The sequence below is a fragment of the Ruegeria sp. BHSA163 genome, from assembly GCF_059613365.1.
This window is the reverse complement of sequence record NZ_JBXWSJ010000054.1, coordinates 1-22,252: the sequence shown is the minus strand read 5'-3', so window position 1 is coordinate 22,252 and position 22,252 is coordinate 1. Positions and strand designations below refer to the sequence as shown.

Genomic DNA, 22,252 nt, shown 5'->3' with positions numbered 1-22,252 from the left:
TCCTTAGTCTCAGAACGGTCCGTCTTCCAAAACGCCGTCCGCGCTCATTTGAGCGTAAAGAAGACCCTCACGCAAACCGCGGTCCGCAACGGAAAGACGATCAGTAGGCCAACACCTTAGAAGCGCTTGCAGTATCGCAGAGCCAGACATTATCAGCGCTTGGCGATCATCACCAATTCGGGGATCGCGACGACGCCCGTGAGGGCCAAGCTCCAGATATCCCCGAATTACCTTATCTATCTGATCACTTGTCATACGCAGCCCGTCAACTTTGGTCCGGTCATATCGTTTGAGGCCCAAATGCGAGGCAGCAACTGTTGTGACGGTTCCACTTGTACCTACGATCTGGAAACCATCGCGTGCTTGTTCGTCTTTATAGGGTGCAAAATCAGCAAGATTTTCTTCGAAAAACCAACTCATCAGGGCGAACCGGGCCGAATCGTCCTCAACGTCATTAAATTGGTCTCGCAACGTTGCAACGCCGAGTGGGACACTGATCCAATCCACCACTTTAGCAGCAGGAAACGGACTTTCTGCTAAGTGAAAACCGTTATGAAGCCGCATAATAGCTGCTGGTCGATCCCGGCGCGGTACTGACGATATGTCAATCCAAACCAATTCGGTTGAACCGCCGCCGATGTCCACAACAAGCAACTGCTCGGTCTTGGTTGAAACCAGCGGGGCGCAGGAAATGACGGCAAGACGCGCCTCTTCTTCGGGTTGTATGATTTCCAGCGTAAGGCCGGTTTCACGTTTGACTTGTCGAATGAAATCGCGCGCATTCTTGGCGCGACGGCACGCTTCTGTCGCAACCAAGCGCATCCGTCGAACTTTGTTCCGTTTGAGTTTTTGTTGGCATATTCGCAATGCCTGAACGGTGCGGGACATGGACGCCCGCGACAATCGTCCGGTGCGTTCCAAACCCGCGCCCAGTTGCACGGACTTGGAAAAACTGTCTACCACATGGAACCCGCTGCCCTTGGGCTGGGCTATCAACATGCGGCAGCTATTTGTTCCCAAATCCAGCGCCGCATACAATGCATCTGGATCGGGCCTTGCCGGCGCGGGGCTTTCGACCGCCTTCGGGAACGCGCCCGCACCTTTGGGACGCTTGGGCGCCATGGTCACGCCCTCCGATTTTCGAGTTACCCCGACCATAGGTGCCGCAATTCGATCACGCAAGACGCTCATTAAGGTCATTAGAATTTTGATGTTCGGATTCGGCGCTCTGGCCTTTAAAGCTACAACATCTTCAGAAGGCAAAAGGTCGCTGGAAATGCGCCGTGTGTCGAAAACCGACCGACTTGCGCCCACATAGAAGTCTAGAAACTGTCCATCTGGTTAGGAGGAATCAAAGGCAATGCCTGACGTCACCATTGTTTTTTGGCGCGACATTCCCGCTCAGGTCATCGTTGGCAAAGGTCGACGAGGCGCCAAGCGGCAGTTAGAGGAGCGGTTTGAGCAGGCGATCGATCGCGCGGCCATGAAGGTGAACGCCAAGGACAGCGATGCCTACCTAGCAGAGTGGCGCAAGGCCGAGCCTTTCGAGGTCGAAGGCGACCCGTCAGAAATTGCTGAGGCAGAAGCCGTGCGTTTGGAAACAGAGTATGATCAGGACCGTATCAAGTTACTGATCGCCAATGACGGTTGGGCATGAGCCCGAAACAGCTATGGGAGGCCGCAATGGCTTTGCTGAACTTCAAGAAACGTGATGTGGCCGAAAAAGCCCCAGTGAACCCGACCGTCGAAGCCTTTTTGCAAGGCTATTCGATTGAAGTGATGCCGCGTACTGCTGAAAAGGTGGAGGATTTTCGCGCTTTGCTGCCCATCGGGACCCGTGTCTATATAGCCCACATCGAAGGTACCCCGATTGAGGATATGGTCAAAACAGCCAAGCGTATCGCCGACGAAGGGTATCCAGTGATGCCGCATTTTCCCGCGCGGATCATCAAAGATGCGGCTACGCTGGAAAACTGGATATCCATGTACCAGGGCGAAGCGGGCGTAGATCAGGCGCTGTTGTTGGCTGGCGGTGTTGCCAAGCCGCACGGCGATTTTGACAGTTCCATGCAGTTGCTGGAAACCGGCTTGTTTGACAAAGCTGGGTTCAAGCGTTTGCACGTTGCTGGTCACCCAGAAGGCAATAAGGATATTGATCCTGACGGTTCAACAACAAACGTGAACGACGCGTTGCGTTGGAAGCAAAAGTTCAGCGAAACGACGGACGCAGAAATGGCACTGGCCACCCAATTTGCTTTTGATGCCAAGCCAATCATTGAGTGGGCAGAGGGCCTTAAGGCGGCGGGCATTGATTTGCCTATCCACATCGGTATCGCGGGCCCAGCCAAGCTGCAGACGCTTATCAAATTCGCTATTGCCTGCGGAGTTGGACCATCGCTGAAGGTCCTGCAAAAACGCGCTATGGACGTGTCCAAACTGTTGCTGCCTTACGAGCCGACTGAAGTGTTGACTGAGTTGGCCAATCACAAAGCGGCAAATCCAGACTTTAACGTTACCAACGTGCACTTCTTCCCACTTGGCGGAATCAAGACAAATGCCAACTGGGCAATCGAAAATGGCGGCGCTTCTGCGAAGCCCGTGAACTCCTAAGGACCAGACATGACCCGTACAGTCGTCGAATCTAAGACAAAAACAGCCATTATCGGCTTTGACGAACCTTTCTGCGTCATAGGTGAACGCATCAACCCAACTGGCCGAAAGAAATTGGCTGCCGAACTGGAAGCGGGCGATTTCTCGACAGTTGAGAAAGACGCGCTGGCTCAGGTGGCGGCAGGCGCGACCGTGCTGGATATCAACGCGGGCGTTGTTTATAATTCGAACCCCAACCCGAACGAAACCGAGCCACCGCTGATGCGCAAGATCGTCGAGCTGGTGCAGGGTTTGGTTGAGGTTCCGCTCTGCATCGACAGCTCGGTGCCGGGCGCGTTGGAAGCTGGCCTTGAGGCAGCTGAGGGCCGCCCACTCTTGAACTCAGTTACTGGTGAAGAAGAGCGCCTTGAATTGGTTCTTCCGCTGGTAAAAAAATACAACGTTCCTGTTGTAGCAATATCAAACGACGACACCGGAATATCCGAAGACCCGAACGTGCGCTTTGATGTAGCCAAGAAAATTGTTGAACGCGCTGCCGACTTTGGAATTCCTGCGCATGACATCGTTGTTGACCCGCTTGTTATGCCTATTGGTGCAATGGCTACGGCAGGTCTGCAAGTTTTTGCATTGGTTCGACGTTTGCGTGAAGAACTGGGTGTGAACACCACTTGTGGTGCATCCAACATTTCATTTGGATTGCCCAACCGCCATGGCATTAACAATGCATTCCTGCCAATGGCGATGGGAGCTGGCATGACGTCCGCGATTATGAATCCGGTTGCACTGCCTGTTGGCCCGAAGAAGCTGGCCGAGATGAAGGCCGAGGTCGAAGCCAAAGGTGTGATTTTGCCACCTGATATGGACGACGAAACTTTCTGCCAGCTGTTTGGTCTGGGATCGACCATGCCCCGTGCGGGAAAAGAGATGGAAGCAATCCGCGCAGCCAATCTACTGACCAACAATGACCCTCACGGTGGCGAGTGGATCAGGTTCAACAAATCTCCTGACGAAGCAGGAGCGGCAGGCGGAGGACGCCGTGGAGGTGGCCGTCGACGACGTGCCGGATGAAATTTGAGACCGAAAAGGCCGGGCTTAGTCCCGGCCTTTTTCTGTTCTGCAAGTTTTCGGTTCCGTAATTTATCCTCTCAGGGCTATGGCGTGATTGATATCGGCACCTTTGTTTGCAGCGCAATAAGTGGGGAAGGGCGCTCGTGCTGACAATTCAATCTCGCGCTTGACCCAATTTCGATCTTCCAGCTGATGTAGAGAGTTTGAAAGTGCCCGGTCAGTAATAGGTGCTAAATCCGACTTCAGAATCGAAAAGCGTTTAGGTTTTTTGACAAGGGCTAATATTGGTACTGTCCAGTTGCGCCGTAGCAATGCGAGCTCTTTGTCATCCGGAACCGCAGCCATAATTCTGTGAGCTACAATTGCAGCTTCTCTTCCAGCTGGGGTTAGGCGGAATTCGGGTCGCAATGAGTGGCCGTGACCGGGGTTTCTCTCAATCAGTTTGAGTTGAACAAGGTGATCAAGGCTCGCTGAAAATGATGTTCTGCTAGCTGGCGTAGCCTCCAATAAAGGCGCCTGACGACCGGGAACACCAGAATGCAGAAGAGCCAGAATGTTCAGTGACCAGGCTCGGGAAGTCAGGTTGACAAGCGTTTTTATGTCCATAAAGTATAGTAACTTTATTTTTAGCACAAAGGAAAGTTCTATGGCGCTTATTTCTCTTGAAAATACAATAACGCTCGCGATTTCCGTACGTGACCGACACCTGAGCGCGGAATGGTATAGCTCTAAACTTGGATTTGAATTGATCCATCACATTGATGAAGTCGGCTGGAGCGAGATGCAGACAAAGACTCCGGGCGTAACCTTGGGGCTGGGGGAACAGTCTGTGCCTTCGCCGGGTAATTCCGTTCCTGTCTTTGGCGTGGCTGACATTGCGACGGCGCGCAGAGCACTTGAGTCAGAAGGCGTGCGGTTTGATGGTGCAACAGAAACTATTGAGGGCATGGTCAGCACTGCAACTTTCTATGATCCCGATGAAAATGCGTTGATGCTGGCGCAAGACCTAAGTCAAGGCTGATAGCCTCGCCCAAATTGTCGCAGTTCCGCCCCCGATTATTGCCAAGCTCGATCAATCAGGGGACACTAAAACAACGCGCGGCGAAAAAAACGGTGGCTGTCATGCAAAAAACACGCCCTCCGAGATTGTCGGATGCGGACCTTTCTAAAAGACTGGGAAAAAAAGAATATTTCGAACAACTGATCGACTTGCAAGCGGTGCTGGCGCGAATTCAGCAAGCCTTTTTGTTTCATGGTCTAAAAGGTGTGATCGTATTGGAAGGCTGGGATGCAGCAGGAAAAGGTGGAGCGATCCGGCGGATCAGTCAGGCCCTTGACCCTCGCAGCTTTAAGGTCTGGCCAATCGGGGCCCCACGAAATTATTACTTGAATCGCCACTATTTGTTACGGTTTTGGGAGCGATTACCCCCTCAGGGAGCAATTTCTGCATTTGACCGCAGTTGGTACGGCCGCGTTTTGGTGGAACGGATAGAGAGGCTGACACCTGAACATAGATGGCGCGATGCCTATCGAGAAATCAACGATTTCGAGCGCATGTTGGTTGCTGACGATACGCGCATTGTGAAGTTGTTTTTTCATATCTCTGCTGATGAGCAGATGGATCGTTTTACAGAGCGATTGCGTAACCCTCTTAAGCGTTGGAAGCTAACATACGAGGATTTCCGAAACAGAGAAAAATGGGCGGAAACTGAAACAGCGGTGGATGAAATGTTGGCGCGAACCTCGACGGACTTTGCTCCTTGGCAAGTTATTGCGGGGAATAACAAACGGTATGCCAGGATCGAAGCAATGAAGGCTATTGTAGCAAGGTTTTCCGAAGGAGTTGACCTCAGCCCTCAGGTTTTGGACCACAAAACGCTCGATGCTGCGGGGCATGCATTGGATGGTGAACAGGATTTAATTGATAGCCTTCGTGCACGGACCGAATAGGCCTCAAGGCAGTGAAGCCTTGTCAGACTCTGTTGCAAGTGAAGTCTAACCTTTGCGATTGGCAAAAGGCATCGCGTCCGCTGACGCGAACCCACCAGTTATTCTGCGCGTCGGGCCTGAAGCAAGTTGATGACAGCAGGAACGCGTGTTCCATTTGCAGAATGATAGCTCGCAAAAGCGTTTGCCACGCTGCTCTGTATGATTTTAACGTCGTCGTCCGTGCCCTCGAAATGCGCGATCACGCGGGCTGCAGGACCCACACGTGTGCAAAGCTTTGCCGCTTCGTTTAAGTCATCTGGTCCAGTTAGAGTCAGGGGAACAGGTCGGACCTGAATGTCGGTTAATCCTGCTTGGGCCATCAAATTCGCAACACGCTCCCTGTCATGAAAAGCAAGAGGGCCCGGCGCGTTGCGATCGACTTTGGGTGGTTGGCCAAGGTGTTTTACTGCGGCCACATGAGGTATCTTGAACCACGGGTTTTCTGAAAGGCTACCCCACGCGGCGAAGGTTATCCGTGCGCCGGGTTTCAATCCTTGTGCCATGTTAGCAAACGCTGCCACGGGATCCGAGAAAAACATTACCCCAAAGCGGGAGATTAGTGCGTCACAATTCAGTTCGGACAGATCAGCAACCTGTGCATCAGCTACTTTAAATGAGACGTTGGGCATCTGTTCTGCCCGTGACCGCGCCCTTTCAAGAAATTGTTCGGAGATATCCAAACCTTGCACCTCGCCGGAGGGCCCGATTAGGTTTGCAGCAGCAAGCGAGCTTGCCCCAGTACCGCAACCAATGTCCAAGACTTTCATTCCATCCGACAGGTTGGCTTCGTCAAGAACCAGTGCCAATACCGGAGCCAAAAGGTGATCCAGTTGATCCTCGAAGGTCAACCATCTGGATCCCATGTCAGACTTTCCCCAAAACTCGGCTTGGTCGTCGTTTGCGATTTGCATATCGTTCCCCTCACTGGGTGAGTGGACTATGACCTCCTGCGCCTCCGGCGGCCAGACTTTTCCTCATCCGAGCCGGTATTAAATGACGGAGAAGGCAGGGTAACAACTTGGGCAAGTTCCGGAAATGGGTCGGTCTTATGCGGTATTGCATTTGCAGCAACAAAGTGGTCTTGAAACTTCGGTTCGATCGCTGTTTCGACCTTGGTGATTTCGCGTACGACCTGTTCGATCTCGGCCCTTGAGCCTATGTTGCACAGTGCAATCCGCGCCCCAGTGCCAGCTGCGTTTCCCGCACTTGTGACCTTTTCCAAAGGTGCGTCTGGTATCATACCCAGTACCATCGCGTGTTTGGTCGATATGTGCGCACCAAAAGCGCCAGCCAGAACTACACGGTCCACCTTATCGACCTCCATTTCGTCCATGAGCAAACGCGCACCGGCATAAAGCGCGGATTTTGCCAGCTGGATGGCTCGAATATCGCCTTGGGTCACTGTAATCTTAGGGCCACCTTCGGCGCTGGCGTCGTGAATCAGGTAGGAGTGAGTGCGGCCTTCGGGAACGCATCTTTCCGTACCGGTTTGCGCCGCTGAACCAATCAACCCGCTTTCGTCCAAAAGCCCGGCGATACGCATCTCTGCAACCGCTTCAATTATTCCTGACCCGCAGATGCCGGTGATTCCGGTGGTGGAGATATCAAGTTCGAAACCTTCCTCGTCCGACCACTTTTCTGAGCCGATGACCCGAAATCTCGGTTCCTTTGTTGTCGGATCAATCTCAATCCGTTCGATGGCTCCTGGCGCGGCCCGCTGACCAGAGCTGATTTGCGCCCCTTCAAAGGCGGGTCCGGTGGGTGAAGAACAGGCTAGAACACGGCTGGTATTACCCAAAAGAATTTCGGCATTTGTGCCGACGTCGACGATCAAAACAAGATCACTGGATTTTCCCGGTTCTTCGGATAAGGCCACAGCGGCGCAGTCGGCGCCAACGTGTCCAGCGATACACGGGAGGATATAAACCTGAGCACGCGGATTCATGTTGATCAGGTCCATTTCCTGCGCGGGTAAGGACATGCTTTCTGAAGTGGCAAGCGCAAATGGAGCCTGACCAAGCTCTACCGGGTCCAGACCAAGCAGCAGATGATGCATGACCGGGTTGCAGACAAACACCGTTTCGACAATCAATGTTGCATCTATTCCAGCTTCATCAGCGATTGATGTAGTCAGATCATTAATTGCGTCCCGTACCGCGCGTGTCATTTCCTTGTCACCGCCGGGATTCATCATGGCATAAGATACGCGGCTCATCAGGTCTTCGCCAAAGCGGATCTGTGGGTTCATGAGACCTGATGAAGCTTTGACTTCGCCTGTTTCAAGATCGGTCAGGTGTGCAGCGATGGTCGTTGAGCCGAGGTCGATGGCCAGCCCGAAAAGGCCGTTTTCGTGTAGCCCGGGCCAAATTTCCAAAATACGCGCCACAGAGCCTTTGTGATCTTTATGAACGGCGACTGTGACCTCCCATTTTCCCTTTCGTAATACCGGTTGCAATTTGGAAAGCAGTGACACGTCGGCAGTAACTGCGTCGATGTGCCATTGTTCGCGAAGCGCGCGCTCTAACCTTTCCAGATCGCCTGTAGGCGAGTGCATGTCCGGTTCTTCCACCACAACGAAATACAATCGCGTGGCTGGGTCCATTGTGATTGCACGTGCGGCGGCAGCTTTGCGAACCACCTGACGATGGACCTGACTTTCAGGGGGAACGTCGATCACGACATCACCCTGCACAGAGGCCTGACAACCCAGACGCCGCCCCGGTTTCAACCCGCGCTTGTCATCGTAACGTTGTTCGACTGCATTCCAATCACTCAAAGCGTCTTGGGATACGGTCACGCCATGCTTAGGAAATTCGCCATAGCTCGGCGTGATTTGGCATTTTGAGCAAATGCCCCGCCCACCGCAAACCGAGTCCAAATCCACCCCAAGTTGGCGGGCCGCAGTTAGGATCGGCGTGCCGACAGGAAAATGTCCGCGTTTGCCCGACGGGGTAAAGACGACAAGTGGATCGGTAGTCATTCAGGCCTGCCTTTTTCAAATTCGCGCGAGTCTCGCGCAAAATATGGTTTTAACCACAAAGGGAAAGGGCTGTCAGCGGCACGATTTGCGCGGCTTGCGTCGTTTTCTGCCTCGGCATTAGCTGGACGGGGTCAACAACATAGCATCAGGGGCTTTTCCTTCGACACAATCCATGCCATAGGGTCACCGCCAAACGGGCTTTTGCATGGGGTTAACAGATGCAGATTCGTGAGGCACTCACCTTTGACGACGTTCTTTTAGTTCCGGGCGCATCTTCTGTGCTGCCGGCGACGGCGGATACGACTACGCGTGTAACGCGCGAAATCTCGATGAATATCCCTTTGCTGAGTTCAGCGATGGACACAGTGACCGAAGCCCGCATGGCCATTGCGATGGCGCAGGCTGGCGGCATCGGTGTTGTTCATAAGAACCTTTCAGCGGAAGAGCAGTCCCGCGAAGTGCGGCGCGTCAAGCGTTTCGAGTCGGGTATAGTTTATAACCCCGTGACTCTACGTGCCGATCAAACCTTGGCTGATGCCAAGGCTCTGGTCGAGCGGTACAACTTTACTGGTTTTCCTGTGACAGATGATAATGGGCGCGTAGTCGGTATTGTCACAAATCGAGATATGCGTTTTGCCACTTCAGACGACACTCCGATCAAGGCGATGATGACCTTTGACAATTTGGCAATGCTTCAGGAACCTGCTGATCTTGAAGAGGCCAAAAGCCTGATGCGAGCACGTCGGATCGAAAAGCTGTTGGTTGTAGACGGTCAAGGAAAACTTACTGGTCTGTTGACCTTGAAGGACACCGAACAAGCCGTTCTAAACCCGACCGCGTGCAAGGATCAACTGGGCCGGCTTCGGGTTGCTGCCGCCACTTCTGTCGGCGACGCCGGTTTTGAACGTTCTGAAATGCTTGTGGACTCGGGCGTCGATATCATCGTTGTGGACACCGCTCATGGCCATTCTCAGGGCGTTATTGATGCCGTGAAGCGGGTAAAGACTTTGTCGAACGAGGTCCAGATTATCGCGGGCAACGTGGCGACCCAAGAGGCAACGCGCGCTTTGATTGACGCCGGCGCGGATGCCATCAAAGTTGGTATTGGTCCTGGTTCGATTTGTACCACCCGAATGGTTGCCGGGGTGGGGGTTCCGCAATTGACGGCAATAATGGATTGTGCAGCGGCGGCTGGCGATGTTCCGGTAATTGCAGACGGCGGCATAAAGTTTTCTGGCGACTTCGCGAAAGCCATCGCCGCTGGCGCATCATGTGCGATGGTCGGTTCGATGATCGCAGGAACGGATGAAAGCCCCGGTGAAGTGATCTTATATCAAGGTCGCTCATTCAAATCCTATCGTGGGATGGGAAGCCTTGGCGCGATGGCGCGTGGTTCAGCGGACCGCTATTTCCAAAAGGATGCCGCCAGCGACAAGTTAGTGCCCGAAGGGATCGAAGGGCAGGTGCCTTACAAAGGATCCGCTAGCGCGGTTGTGCATCAGCTCGTGGGTGGATTGCGCGCTGCCATGGGCTACACAGGTTGCGCCACGATTGATGAGATGCGGCGTGATTGCAATTTTGTCAAAATCACGGGTGCAGGCCTGAAGGAAAGCCATGTGCATGACGTGCAAATCACTCGGGAGAGTCCCAATTACCGGATTATGTAAAATTAGTGCGGCGCACGCGCTGTTGCCTAATGAAGTCGCTTAGGCGGAGGAATCGAAACCAACATGACGCCCTCCGCCCGAGTTCAGGCAGCAATAGAAATATTGGATGATATTCTTGATGGATCGCCCGCCGAAAAGGCTTTGACCGGGTGGGCTCGAAGAAGTCGATTTGCTGGCTCGAAGGATCGCGCGGCAGTCCGCGATCATGTGTTTGACGCGCTTCGGTGCCGCCGGTCATTCGCAGCGCGTGGAGGCTCAGAAAACGGGCGCGGCCTAATGATCGGCGCAATAAGGTCCTTGGGAGCTGATCCTAATGAGTTGTTCACAGGTGATCGGCATGCGCCCGATCCGCTTGAGGAAAGCGAAGTTGGCCGGGACTTTGTGACCGAGTCAGAAAGGTTTGATATCCCAGAATGGCTGTGGCCAGAGTTTCAACGTTCGCTTGGTGACGAGGCGCAGGCGGCGGCGACCGCGCTTCAAAGTCGTGCGCCATTACATTTACGTGTAAATTTGCAAAAGGTTAATCGCCAGCAAGCTGCCCAAGAACTTATGCGGGAGGGGATCAGCTCAGAGGTTCACCCAGCTTGTGAGACGGCCCTTGAAGTAATAGAAGGTGCCCGCAAGGTCGCCCAAAGCCACGCTTATTTATCTGGATTGGTGGAGTTACAAGATGCTGCCAGTCAAGCTGTTGTTGCTGCGCTGCCTTTGCGTCCGGGTATGCGGATTATTGACTATTGTGCCGGAGGCGGCGGAAAGGCTTTGGCCATTGCAGCACTTTCCAATTCTGTAAAAATTTTTGCGCATGATGCGAACCCAGCCAGAATGCATGATCTACCAGCACGCGCCCAACGCGCAGGGGCTGAGATTAAGATTTTATCTACTGAAGAAGTGTTCGCGCACCCCGGATTTGACATCATTCTTATCGATGCACCGTGTTCCGGTAGCGGATCCTGGCGCAGAGCGCCCGCAGGTAAGTGGGCGCTAACTCCAGACCGCCTTTCAAAGCTTGTTAGTGCTCAGATGAAAATCCTTGGTTCAACAGCACCGCTTGTTTCACCTGGCGGATTGTTGGCCTATGTTACCTGCTCGATTTTTTCGGCTGAAAACGATTCAGTGGTGGATGGTTTTTTGAATAATCACCCGGGTTGGCAGTCTGACTGGCGTAAGCAGTGGATGGTATCCAAACGGACCGACGGGTTCTTTTGCGCGCACTTAAATAAACCGTTAATCCCCTAGTACGTAACAACATTCAGGAGAACTCTCCGTTTCTCTTAAGCGAATGTTAACCGGGTTTGGGCCGACAACAAAAAGCCCAACGACTTGAGTTGTTTATGACTTTAGCCACGAAAGTTTTTTCTGATCCGTCTTTTCAAAAAGCCCCTTAGGTCTGTGGCTCGCCACATAAGTGTTAATCGGCGCGATGCTGAGTCTTTCGCTCGTTTTGGACCTGGTTCCCAAGGTCTGGCACTCAAGTTTCGTTGTGGTAGTGGTTTCTTTACTGACGGCTGCGTACTTTGGTTGTTTTACGTGGTGCAATAGCGGACTGCATGGCGCAGTAGGAGGTGAATTCTATGGCGGTTTTTGCTGAGCAGGAGTTGATTACCTGCGTTATCGCCAACGCTCAAGGCGATATTTTGACGGTCAATGCCGAAGCGCGTGCACGGGTTCAAGCCTTTCCGGGCACTAGGTCAGAGCAATTTATGAAACCTATGTTTGCAAACCCTCCTGCGATTGCAGTCCGGGGCTGAGACTTACGGCAAAGCGCGAGAAGACATGGTGCCCCGGTGCCAATCTCGGTCTTCGATGTCGGCAGCGGTCGGTTCTGTTGGCGATTTCATTTGGATGCTCCGAGGGAATGGAAAGAGGTCAGCGTTCCGGTTCTAACCGAAGGGCGAAACGGAACCCTTTTGAGGGTAAACGATGCAGCGGCGCGTTTGTTGGGGCGATAGCCTGATATTCTGCATCAGGCGTTCAATAGCGAGTCGAGCGCAAAGAATATTATCGTGCAGGTTCAAACGGAAAACGATGCCGTTCCTGCCGCCGTGCGCGAATTTAGTCGTTCGGGAACCGCTCGTGACTTGTTGTAGTTGCCGATTGAGCAGGCAGGACAAAGCAGTAGTGAGGTATCATTTGCGGATCTTCCAGTGCCCATCATGCGTCTTGCTCCGGACGGCCGCATCCTGGAAGCCAACCGGTTGGCCATGAAACTGATCGAAAACTTTGATGCCGGATAGACCAAGGTCGACGAGATCATGAAGAGTTTAACGCACCAATTTCCAATTGGCTGGCGCGCTCACAGACAGTTGCATTGGAACTACCGTATCACGTTACCCATGGTCAAATATCGCAACTCTCGTGTCACGCGCTTCTCTGTCTAAGCTGCGGCCGTATGCTAAAAAAACGCTTAAAACAGATGCTAAATTTAGAGGTCGGCCCCCAATTTTTTTGGCCGAGACTCTGCGCTAAAACCAGTTTCTGGTTGGTTATTTTTCCTACTGTGAAACAAAGAAACAAGACGCAATCAAACAACGAAACACTACTGAAGTCATCTGGACACACTCACACATAATGATTTGTAACCTAGGCTGACCGCATATTGAACTAAGCGTCAGGTCGCGTTTATCTAATCTTATGAGCAGAGAAAAAACTACGATATCTCGCCAAAGATTTCGACGGCCTGTTTCCGCGATCCCTAGCTTGACTGGAGTTATAGCGATTATCGCCATTCCGGTTATCCACTTCCTGTGGCCTGACTTGCAAGGCGTTTCAGACCGCGATCAAACAGTGCTTTTCGCTTTATCCGTTTTTTCGTTACTTGTAGTTTCTGAAGTTTTTTACTCAAAGGTCTATCGGAAACCAGGAAGTGGATTAGTTTATCGACCTCAAAATTTTTTTGATGGTAAATACGTATGTGATTTTGGGATCAAGTTACTTGGGCTTGCCGCTAGTTTTGCTATGTTGGCAGTGTTTTATTATTCAGCTGATATCTACAGGGATGACTGGTATTCACCATTTTTTTCTTTGCTGAGTGATTACTGGGGTCTCATATTGTTTGTTATTTTAGTCACTGTTACATTTGTTCATTTTTCGATGCGCAATCCTCGAGACGGTTTGTGGCATTTGGGGCGAGCCGTCTTAACCCTCGGTCGCTTATCAACGCGAGCGCCTGAGTTGAAGGTTCATTTTCTTGGACTTGGAATAAAGGGATATTTTTTACCGCTGATGTTTTGTTATTTGGTTTACGATTGGTCTTATTTTCAAACTCGTTCGTTATGGAGTTCTGATGATTTTTATGATGTCTACGAATACCTGTTTAGGTTTTCTTTTTTTCTTGACCTCACAATAGTAGTCATAGGCTACGCTACAGCAACACGCCTGTTGACTTCCCAGATTCGGTGGACCGAAACTAAAGTAAGTGGTTGGCTGGTCTGCATAATTTGCTATGCGCCATTCTGGCAGCTTTTGTCGCGCAACTACTTTAATTATTTCGAAAGCGGCTTTGCTTGGGGTCAATGGCTTTGGGACTATCCCGTCCTATATTTTATGTGGGGTAGTACAATTCTACTTTTTTTGGGTATTTATAGCCTAACCTCTGCTAGGATGGGGCTAAGGTTTTCCAATTTAACATATAGGGGTCTTGCCTGCGATTTCCCTTACAACATAAGCAAGCACCCGGCTTACATAAGCAAAAACATAACTTGGTGGTTGATATCCATCCCTTTCATCGCTGTTGATTTCTGGACTGGGGTGGCCAATTGCACTGCTTTATTTGGTGTAAATGCTATCTACTATTTTCGTGCGCGACACGAAGAAATGTGCCTTTCCAAAGCCCCGTCGTACCGGGCCTACCAGCGTTTTATTAATGATCGCGGGCTAATTGCACAATTGAAGCGTGGTATATTGGGGCAAACGAAATGGATACCCGAGCAGAAAAATCGAAGTGACGTCCGCACCCGGATTTAGTTACTTGCTAAATTTGGAACAAGGTTAAAAATATGTTCACGCAGTTGTCGGGTGGTGATATATTTCACTTGATCTAATTTCTTGGTCTCCTTTAAAGCGTGAATATGTACGACGTTTATGCTGGATCGACAATTGATCGGAATTCGACAGTGTTTCTGTCGTGTTGCTGGTCGAACCGGATCAGTGATTGAGAATGCCAGTTGGACTCTCAATTTTGTAGGACATCAGAAAGTATTTGACATACTGCGGGATACATCTTGGCGAACGCACGACCTTCAGATTGTCGGTAAAAGAAGAGGGAGCGACTGACTGATACGGAGAAACAAAGGTGGAATGAACGCTGCGATAAGAAAATGTGCAGGAAGTTCTATTTGGTTATTCATGATTTTTGGTCAGATCAGCGTGTCCACAGGCATCAGAGTATTGATTAGCGATATTCCATCAGCCTAATGGCTACCGGTACGTAAGGAATATGGTGCGTACTTGTTTCACAATGGTTTTATCAAAAAAATGAACCCCTGTACCCCAAGACAGGACTTAAGCGGCAAAAGTGTAAGTACAACAAACAGCGTTCCAGTCGGCGCGATAGTATCGAGATCACGTTGGAGCGTCTCAAGGATTGGTGGCGCGGATCTCTAACAGCCATGAAGGATCACAAAGGTCTTTCTGTCGGCAGCTGTTCTCGTCGCAGAAGTCTTGCTCCGGCCGTGAAACAATGGGTCCGAAAACTAGGGGGGCAGTTCTTTCGGCGGCAACTCCTAAATCAAACGACAAGAGACGGTGGTATTCTTGACCGGATGTTTAGGCTCGATGTCTGGAAAAGTTAAGGGCGAGCGTTTGAGTGAGCTTGTAATCTACAAAAGCCGTGAGAGTGAAGTAAGTCAATGTTTTATTGATATTCTTAAAATAAGCCACGGTGCAGGAGCTGTGCAAAAAGCATTCCAGCATTTTTCTGAAGAGTGGGCAACAAAGATTTCAGTTGATATGTTCTCTTTTTGCCCCCATAAGGAACAAGAGGTGAACAAAGCAGTGATTGCCGCCCGTTGAAGGGTGTGACAAAAAGGGAAGGCGACAGGACAATGGCGGATCTTCTGACAATGAGCGACAAGAAAAACGCAGACAAGCAAAAGGCGCTCGACAGCGCGTTGGCGCAGATCGAACGGCAATTCGGCAAGGGCTCGATCATGAAGCTCGGCGAGGACGCCAAGCAAGACATCGAAGCAAGCTCGACCGGTTCGCTTGGTCTGGACATTGCGCTTGGGATCGGCGGTCTGCCAATGGGGCGGATTGTTGAGATTTACGGCCCGGAAAGCTCGGGCAAGACAACGCTTACATTGCACTGTATTGCTGAGCAGCAAAAACGCGGAGGGGTCTGCGCGTTCGTAGATGCTGAGCATGCGCTGGACCCACAATATGCCCGCAAGTTGGGTGTTGATCTGGACGAGCTGCTGATTTCGCAGCCCGATACCGGTGAACAGGCGCTTGAGATCACTGATACTCTGGTGCGCTCTGGCGCAGTGAACATGGTTGTGGTCGACTCAGTTGCGGCATTGACTCCGAAATCCGAACTTGAGGGCGACATGGGTGACAGCAATGTCGGCGTGCAAGCCCGTTTGATGAGTCAGGCCATGCGCAAACTGACCGGCTCGATTAGCCGCTCGAACTGTATGGTTATTTTCATTAACCAGATTCGAATGAAAATCGGTGTTATGTTCGGTAGCCCGGAAACTACCACTGGTGGTAATGCGCTGAAATTCTATAGCTCGGTCCGTCTGGATATCCGTCGTATTGGCGCAATCAAGGATCGCGATGAGGTTGTTGGCAACCAGACCCGCGTCAAGGTCGTCAAGAACAAGGTGGCGCCGCCGTTCAAGCAGGTGGAATTCGATATCATGTATGGCGAGGGTATCTCGAAGATGGGCGAGCTGCTGGACTTGGGCGTCAAAGCCGGCGTGGTAGAAAAATCAGGCTCATGGTTTAGCTACGGCGACGAACGGATCGGACAGGGGCGTGAGAATGCCAAGCAATACTTGCGCGACAATGGTAGCGTAGCTCTTGAGATAGAAGACAAGATTCGCGCAGCACATGGTCTGGATTTCGACATGCCCCCCGGCGCGGCTGAGGACGAGGATATCCTCGAAGCCTAAACTTTTCGAAAAACATAGCGAACCAGGCGGTCCTTTCGGGGCCGCCTTGTTTCGTTGTGCGACCTCTATGCTGTGGACTATCTAAAGGGAGGGGGATAAACCCGTCTCAACAAATACGATTGCGCGCTGAGGGAATCTTATGCCCACGCTAAATGATATCCGTTCGACTTTTTTGAACTACTTCGCCAAACAGGGGCACGAAGTGGTTGCGTCCAGCCCTTTGGTCCCGCGCAATGACCCAACGCTGATGTTTGTGAATTCAGGGATGGTTCAGTTTAAGAACCTGTTTACCGGGGTGGAAATGCGCGACTATAAGCGTGCAACCACGGCGCAGAAGTGTGTCCGCGCGGGAGGCAAGCACAACGATCTTGACAATGTGGGCTACACCGCGCGCCACCATACGTTTTTTGAGATGTTGGGCAATTTTTCGTTTGGTGATTATTTTAAGAAAGATGCGATCCCTTTTGCCTGGGAACTGATTACCAAGGAATTCGGTATCGACAAGAACCGTCTGTTGACGACTGTTTTCCACACCGATGACGAAGCGTTCGACATCTGGAAGAAAGTTGGAGTCCCCGAGGATCGGATCATTCGTATCGCAACAAACGATAACTTCTGGCAAATGGGTCCGACGGGTCCATGCGGTCCATGCACCGAGATTTTCTATGATCACGGCGATCACATCTGGGGCGGGCCTCCGGGTTCGGCGGAAGAGGATGGCGACCGCTTCATCGAAATCTGGAACATTGTTTTCATGCAGAACGAACAGTTCGAAGACGGCTCGATGGTCGAACTCGACATGCAGTCCATAGACACTGGTATGGGTTTGGAGCGGATCGGTGCTCTGCTACAGGGTAGCCACGACAACTATGACACGGATTTGTTCAAGACGCTGATTGAAGCATCTGCGGACGCAATTGGTGTTGACCCTTATGGCGATCAAAACGTGCATCACCGGGTGATTGCCGACCACCTGCGATCGACCTCGTTCCTTATCGCCGACGGTGTGATGCCGTCGAACGACGGACGCGGCTACGTTTTGCGCCGTATTATGCGTCGCGCTATGCGTCACGCGCATCTGCTAGGCGCGAAGGATCCGGTTATGTACCGTCTGGTGCCAACGCTGGTACAATTGATGGGCGCGCAATATTCCGAGCTGGGCCGGGCGCAACCGCTGATAGAAGAGACATTGCTGCTAGAGGAAACCCGCTTCAAGCAGACATTAGATCGCGGTCTAAAACTGCTTGATGAAGAGGTTGCAAACCTGCCCAAGGGCGCCGCGCTGCCGGGTGCTGCTGCATTCAAGCTCTACGATACTTATGGATTTCCGCTGGACCTGACGCAGGATGCTCTGCGCGAAAAGTGCCGGACAGTGGATACGAACGGGTTCGACGCTGCTATGGCTGAGCAAAAGGCCAAGGCCCGTGCAGCATGGGCCGGGTCAGGAGAAGCGGCAGATCAGGCCGTTTGGTTCGACGTTTTGGACAGCGCCGGGGCAACCGACTTCCTAGGCTACGATACCGAAAAGGCCGAAGGGCAGGTGGCTGCTCTGGTCGTGGATGGAGCGCTAGTCGACAAAATCGAAAAGGGCGGCAGTGGTTGGGTCGTTGTGAACCAGACGCCTTTCTATGGTGAGGCAGGCGGTCAAGTTGGAGACACAGGTGAAATCCGTCGTTTGGAAGAGCGTAATGATGTCGCGCAAGTTCATGACACAAAAAAATTCGCTGATGGCAAAGTCTATGCCCACAATGTCTCGCTGAAAAGCGGCACTCTTTCAAAGGGCGATGCAGTGGAGCTTGAAGTGGATCACGCGCGGCGCACGGCGATCCGCGCCAACCACTCAGCCACGCATCTGCTGCACGAAGCGTTGCGCGAAACGCTGGGCAATCATGTGGCGCAGCGTGGTTCTCTGAATGCCTCCGACCGACTAAGGTTTGATTTCAGCCATTCCAAAGCACTAAGCCATGAGGAAATCCAAAGGGTCGAGCGTGAAGTGAATGATTTTGTTCGACAGAACTCGACCGTTGAGACCCGGATCATGACACCTGATGATGCGCGGGACTTGGGCGCTCAGGCCTTGTTTGGTGAAAAATACGGAGACGAAGTTCGCGTTGTCTCGATGGGTAAGGCGCCCACAGGTAAAGGTCAGGACGGAGAAACCTGGTCGATCGAACTGTGTGGCGGTACCCATGTGCGTCAAACCGGCGATATTGGTACCTTTGTCGTTCTGGGCGACAGCGCAAGCAGCGCAGGTGTGCGCCGGATCGAAGCGCTTACTGGGGATGAGGCGTTCCGGCATCTGTCTGCGCAGGGTCAACGGTTGGGACAGATAGCCTCTGAACTCAAGACGCAGCCAGATGATGTTGTCAGCCGGGTGAAATCGCTGTTGGACGAACGCAAGGCATTGCAGAACGAAGTTGCTCAGCTTCGCCGCGATCTGGCGATGGCCGGAAGTTCGGGGCAAGGTGGGTCAGAAACACGCGATGTAAATGGCGTGCCTTTCCTTGCCCAAGCTTTGGCTGGTGTATCAGGCAAGGATCTTCCTGCATTGATTGACGAGCACAAAAGCCGCTTGGGCTCTGGTGTCGTGCTGCTGATCGCGGATGCAGGCGGTAAGGCTGCCGTGGCGGCTGGGGTTACATCGGATCTGACCGACAAGATTTCTGCGGTAGATCTTGTGAGGGCGGCCGTGTCTGAACTTGGAGGCAAGGGTGGCGGAGGACGCCCTGACATGGCGCAGGGCGGTGGTCGTGATGCGTCGAATTCAGATGCAGCGATCCAAGCCGCAGAACAAGTTTTGGGAGGATAAGATGCCCGCACTCTGGATTGCGCATGTAACCGTAACGGATGACGAGGCCTACGGCAAATACGCCGAACTGGCCGGGCCCGCTATTGCCAAGCATGGTGGCGCGTTCATTGCGCGCGCGGCACGGTATGTGCAGTTGGAGGGGAAAGAGCGTCCGCGCAACGTCGTGGCTCGATTCCCATCGGTTGAGGCTGCAGTGGAATGCTACAATTCTCATGAATATCAACAAGCGCTAAGCTATGCACGAGGGGCCAGCGAGCGTGAATTGATTGTTGTGGAGATTACCGAATAGGCCCAAATCGGCACAACTGAGCTAACCTCTGATTGTGTGGGCGGATATTTGCCAATCAATTAGCCTGGCGGTATGTTCCGCTGCTTAAAATTTTCTATTTTAGATTAAACCATATTTTTACAAATGGTTATGGTGACTTTAAGCGCAGAAATTGCGCCATCACACTTGGAATGTGGCCGTAACCTCTCAATTCTTGCTTGAAATGGTCAAAATGTGGATCGAATTTCCGCCTCATTTGGGTTGCAACTTCTCCTCAGATTGCGCAGGCGGCTCCGTCTTCTGATAGTTAGGTGAGACGATTCACTTTCCTTTTTGTCCGCAATCGCGAGGATGAATTTGGATCAAGGAACAGGCATGAAACCGTTGAGCACTGAAGTCAGAACCGTTGCTGCGCGGTTGACCGCGTCGTTAGGTCGACTGATATTTGTTTCCGCTTTGGGGATCGGGGCAGTGGTTGCCGGATCGGTTTCGGAAGCGAGCGAAGGTCGCTTTATAAGAGCTGTTGCAATCTCACCTCCGCCGTCTGGTGCACAGCGCCTATGCCAAAAATATAATTGGGCGTGTTCGACCAAGACCTCCGTGTCCTTATCAAGTCAACAAGAGATGCGTATTATTCAGCGTGTCAATCGTCAGGTGAACGCAACAACGCGCTCGGTGTCGGATAAGTCGCAGTATCGAACTCTGGAAAGATGGGCGCTTCCAACATCCCGAGGCGGCGACTGCGAAGACTTTGCTCTTCTGAAGAAACGCGACTTGATCCGCGCGGGTATCGATCCCAGTAAATTGCTCATCGCAACGGTTTTGGATAACCAGCGCAATCCTCATGCCGTTCTTGTTTATCGGTCGGTCACCGGTGACTTGGTTCTGGACAACCTAACAAATAAGATCAAGCCTTGGACGGCGACGCGTTACCTGTTTCTTCGGATGCAGAACCCAGACAAGCCAAGTGGTTGGATTGGTATTTACGGTCGGAGTTGAACCCATACCGTAAGTCGAACGTTCTCAACTCTGACAGTATAAATTGAATAAAGGGCGACGCTATCATCGCCCTTTTTCCTTTTTCAAGGTCTCTCGATTCTAAAACCGCTAACACATCGCATGTCCCGGTCAACCAAGTACGGGCAATTCTTCACCTGTTGTTGCTTCCACTTTTGCCGTGACCACCTTCACCGTTGCGAGATCCATTGCCTTGACCGTTGTTGCTACCGCCGTTTCCGGTTCCGGGGCCAGATCCACCAGTGTTTCCCCCACCATTGCCGGGGTTCTCATTGTTTCCATTGCCGTTGCCAGAGCCTCCGCCGCCTTTGCCTCCGTCGCCTCCGTCGCCTTTGCCTCCGTCGCCTTTGCCTCCGCCACCAGCGCCGTTGCCAGAGCCTCCGCCGCCCTTGCCGCCAACATCGCCTTTGCCTCCGCCTCCGCTGCCTCCGCTGCTGCTGCCTCCGCCGCTGCTGCCTCCGCCGCTGCTGTCTCCGCTGCTGCTGCCTCCGCTGCCGCTGCCTCCGCCGCTGCTGTCTCCGCCGCTGCTGCCTCCGCCGCTGCTGTCTCCGCTGCTGCTGCCTCCGCTGCCGCTGCCTCCGCCGCTGCTGTCTCCGCCGCTGCTGCTGCCTCCGCCGCTGCTGTCTCCGCTGCTGCTGCCTCCGCTGCTGCTGCCGCCGCTGCTGCTGCCTCCGCTGCCCGAACCTTCACCGTTTTGAGAAGGCCCGTCCCCGGATCTTTGGCTAAAGCTGGCGATTGACGCCGTGGGAAAGTCAGTCAAAAGCCCTGCTAGAGGCGCACACTGTGCACCGAGCCGCTTAACTATCTCTTCAAAATCAGCGCGACGCTGTATATACCGTAGCGCTCCAGTCGTTATGGTGTTGCACTCACATAGTACTTGAGATGATGCGCCGGATTTGCGCACTTTGCTGACATCGCATATATCAGATGCGAGAGCACCGCTCGCGGGAGTCAGCAGAAATGTAGATGCTACTAAATACAGTGGGAATCTGCGAAACTGATTGCGCATTGTTTACTCCTCGAACCTCATTCTCAACTCTTCCGGCCATCTGAACCAATTGACTTCAGGTCAGTATGAACGGCGTTATAATTGAGATGCTTTTACACCTCTTAGTTGCCTAGTTCTCAAGGCGTCTAGAGGTGGATCCAAGTCTTAGAACTACAGAAAATGAAGGCAAAAACATTGAAAAACAACAGAAAATTCCAGTACTTTGGTTTGCCCTAAAGTATTTATCTTTTTTGAGATGGCGACAATTCTGCCACATTTATGCCATTGTTTCCTATTTGCGCGAAGCTGAAAAGAAGTAACGTCGCCGATTAGTTAAACAATTTCGGAAACAGCCAACTGAAGACTTTGGCGAAGTGGACCACTTGGGTTTTGGGAATATTGAGTCGTAAGAACGGGCAACTATGAGGGTTGCCCGTTTTATTATTCTTGGTATGTCTGATTGATCTGATTATGCCGCACAGTGTCTCGCGACATCAGCCAATATCCGTTTATCCATTAGAGACCGCCACCGCTGCCTCCACCGGGGTTGTTTGACCCGTCATTATTGTCCTGACCGCCAGGGTTGGTTCCGTCGCCTTGGCCTGAACGGTTGCCACCGTCGCTGCCGCCGCCGTTGCCGCCGCCGTTGCCGCCGCCGTTGCCGCCGCCGTTGCCGCCGCCGTTGCCGCCGCCGTTGCCGCCGCCGTTGCCGCCGCCGTTGCCGCCGCCGTTGCCGCCGCCGTTGC

Annotated in this window: 20 protein-coding genes; 14 read left to right on the top strand and 6 right to left on the bottom strand. The window is 52.5% G+C overall.

What is annotated here, in order from left to right; genetic code table 11:
* Nucleotides 1-9: 9 nt before the first annotated feature.
* The gene (locus AC2FNV_RS19300) at nucleotides 10-1,122 is read right to left on the bottom strand and encodes a Ppx/GppA phosphatase family protein (RefSeq protein ID WP_170608690.1); all 1,113 of its coding nucleotides are present in this window, start codon (nucleotides 1,120-1,122) and stop codon (nucleotides 10-12) included.
* Nucleotides 1,123-1,360: 238 nt separating this feature from the next.
* On the opposite strand from AC2FNV_RS19300, the gene AC2FNV_RS19295 reads away from it, so the two are divergent.
* Genes AC2FNV_RS19295 through AC2FNV_RS19285 form a run of 3 tightly spaced genes read left to right on the top strand, consistent with a single transcriptional unit; the run spans nucleotide 1,361 to nucleotide 3,678 of the window.
* Nucleotides 1,361-1,657, top strand: coding sequence for a virulence factor (locus AC2FNV_RS19295; protein WP_170481950.1), 297 nt, complete (start codon nucleotides 1,361-1,363; stop codon nucleotides 1,655-1,657).
* 26 nt (nucleotides 1,658-1,683) lie between these two features.
* Complete coding sequence (locus AC2FNV_RS19290) at nucleotides 1,684-2,610, top strand: methylenetetrahydrofolate reductase (RefSeq protein WP_170608670.1); 927 nt, start codon at nucleotides 1,684-1,686, stop codon at nucleotides 2,608-2,610.
* A 9-nt stretch (nucleotides 2,611-2,619) separates the two neighbouring features.
* The gene (locus AC2FNV_RS19285) at nucleotides 2,620-3,678 is read left to right on the top strand and encodes a methyltetrahydrofolate cobalamin methyltransferase (protein ID WP_170608669.1); all 1,059 of its coding nucleotides are present in this window, start codon (nucleotides 2,620-2,622) and stop codon (nucleotides 3,676-3,678) included.
* Between the two features lie 69 nt (nucleotides 3,679-3,747).
* Here AC2FNV_RS19285 and AC2FNV_RS19280 read toward each other — a convergent pair whose 3' ends face one another.
* Entirely contained in the window at nucleotides 3,748-4,284 is a 537-nt protein-coding gene (locus AC2FNV_RS19280) for a winged helix-turn-helix transcriptional regulator (protein WP_496774165.1), read from the bottom strand.
* Nucleotides 4,285-4,324: 40 nt separating this feature from the next.
* Here AC2FNV_RS19280 and AC2FNV_RS19275 point away from each other — a divergent pair, with 40 nt between their 5' ends.
* Both AC2FNV_RS19275 and AC2FNV_RS19270 read left to right on the top strand, forming a co-directional pair.
* Nucleotides 4,325-4,699, top strand: a complete 375-nt coding sequence (locus AC2FNV_RS19275; RefSeq protein ID WP_170608667.1) for a VOC family protein — start codon at nucleotides 4,325-4,327, stop codon at nucleotides 4,697-4,699.
* A 101-nt stretch (nucleotides 4,700-4,800) separates the two neighbouring features.
* On the top strand, nucleotides 4,801-5,628 hold the full coding sequence (locus AC2FNV_RS19270) for a polyphosphate kinase 2 family protein (RefSeq protein WP_170608666.1): 828 nt from the start codon (nucleotides 4,801-4,803) through the stop codon (nucleotides 5,626-5,628).
* Between the two features lie 98 nt (nucleotides 5,629-5,726).
* Here the strand turns inward: AC2FNV_RS19270 and AC2FNV_RS19265 are convergent, their stop codons facing one another.
* The gene (locus AC2FNV_RS19265) at nucleotides 5,727-6,578 is read right to left on the bottom strand and encodes a class I SAM-dependent methyltransferase (RefSeq protein ID WP_170608665.1); all 852 of its coding nucleotides are present in this window, start codon (nucleotides 6,576-6,578) and stop codon (nucleotides 5,727-5,729) included.
* 26 nt (nucleotides 6,579-6,604) lie between these two features.
* Nucleotides 6,605-8,647, bottom strand: a complete 2,043-nt coding sequence (locus tag AC2FNV_RS19260; protein WP_170608664.1) for an ASKHA domain-containing protein — start codon at nucleotides 8,645-8,647, stop codon at nucleotides 6,605-6,607.
* Between the two features lie 218 nt (nucleotides 8,648-8,865).
* Here AC2FNV_RS19260 and guaB point away from each other — a divergent pair, with 218 nt between their 5' ends.
* From guaB to AC2FNV_RS19215, 9 genes are all read left to right on the top strand, one after another.
* Nucleotides 8,866-10,314, top strand: coding sequence for an IMP dehydrogenase (gene guaB, locus AC2FNV_RS19255; protein ID WP_170608663.1), 1,449 nt, complete (start codon nucleotides 8,866-8,868; stop codon nucleotides 10,312-10,314).
* Between the two features lie 63 nt (nucleotides 10,315-10,377).
* Nucleotides 10,378-11,550, top strand: a complete 1,173-nt coding sequence (locus AC2FNV_RS19250; RefSeq protein ID WP_496774162.1) for an RsmB/NOP family class I SAM-dependent RNA methyltransferase — start codon at nucleotides 10,378-10,380, stop codon at nucleotides 11,548-11,550.
* 335 nt (nucleotides 11,551-11,885) lie between these two features.
* Nucleotides 11,886-12,062 (top strand): hypothetical protein, encoded by a 177-nt coding sequence (locus tag AC2FNV_RS19245; RefSeq protein WP_170608661.1) that lies wholly within the window; start codon nucleotides 11,886-11,888, stop codon nucleotides 12,060-12,062.
* A gap of 949 nt (nucleotides 12,063-13,011) precedes the next feature.
* The gene (locus AC2FNV_RS19240; protein WP_170611143.1) at nucleotides 13,012-14,277 is read left to right on the top strand and encodes a hypothetical protein; all 1,266 of its coding nucleotides are present in this window, start codon (nucleotides 13,012-13,014) and stop codon (nucleotides 14,275-14,277) included.
* An 810-nt stretch (nucleotides 14,278-15,087) separates the two neighbouring features.
* The gene (locus AC2FNV_RS19235; RefSeq protein WP_170608659.1) at nucleotides 15,088-15,324 is read left to right on the top strand and encodes a hypothetical protein; all 237 of its coding nucleotides are present in this window, start codon (nucleotides 15,088-15,090) and stop codon (nucleotides 15,322-15,324) included.
* Nucleotides 15,325-15,356: 32 nt separating this feature from the next.
* A complete protein-coding gene (gene recA, locus AC2FNV_RS19230; RefSeq protein WP_170608658.1) occupies nucleotides 15,357-16,424 on the top strand; it encodes a recombinase RecA in 1,068 nt (355 codons plus the stop codon).
* Between the two features lie 139 nt (nucleotides 16,425-16,563).
* The gene (alaS, locus tag AC2FNV_RS19225; protein WP_170608657.1) at nucleotides 16,564-19,233 is read left to right on the top strand and encodes an alanine--tRNA ligase; all 2,670 of its coding nucleotides are present in this window, start codon (nucleotides 16,564-16,566) and stop codon (nucleotides 19,231-19,233) included.
* A gap of 1 nt (nucleotide 19,234) precedes the next feature.
* Entirely contained in the window at nucleotides 19,235-19,522 is a 288-nt protein-coding gene (locus tag AC2FNV_RS19220) for a DUF1330 domain-containing protein (RefSeq protein WP_170608656.1), read from the top strand.
* A gap of 354 nt (nucleotides 19,523-19,876) precedes the next feature.
* Nucleotides 19,877-20,500 (top strand): transglutaminase-like cysteine peptidase, encoded by a 624-nt coding sequence (locus AC2FNV_RS19215; RefSeq protein WP_170608655.1) that lies wholly within the window; start codon nucleotides 19,877-19,879, stop codon nucleotides 20,498-20,500.
* 129 nt (nucleotides 20,501-20,629) lie between these two features.
* On the opposite strand, the gene AC2FNV_RS19210 is transcribed toward AC2FNV_RS19215, so the two are convergent.
* Nucleotides 20,630-21,208 (bottom strand): hypothetical protein, encoded by a 579-nt coding sequence (locus tag AC2FNV_RS19210; protein ID WP_496774159.1) that lies wholly within the window; start codon nucleotides 21,206-21,208, stop codon nucleotides 20,630-20,632.
* 814 nt (nucleotides 21,209-22,022) lie between these two features.
* Nucleotides 22,023-22,252: hypothetical protein (locus tag AC2FNV_RS19205; RefSeq protein ID WP_496774157.1), on the bottom strand; the 230-nt coding region annotated here is incomplete at its 5' end.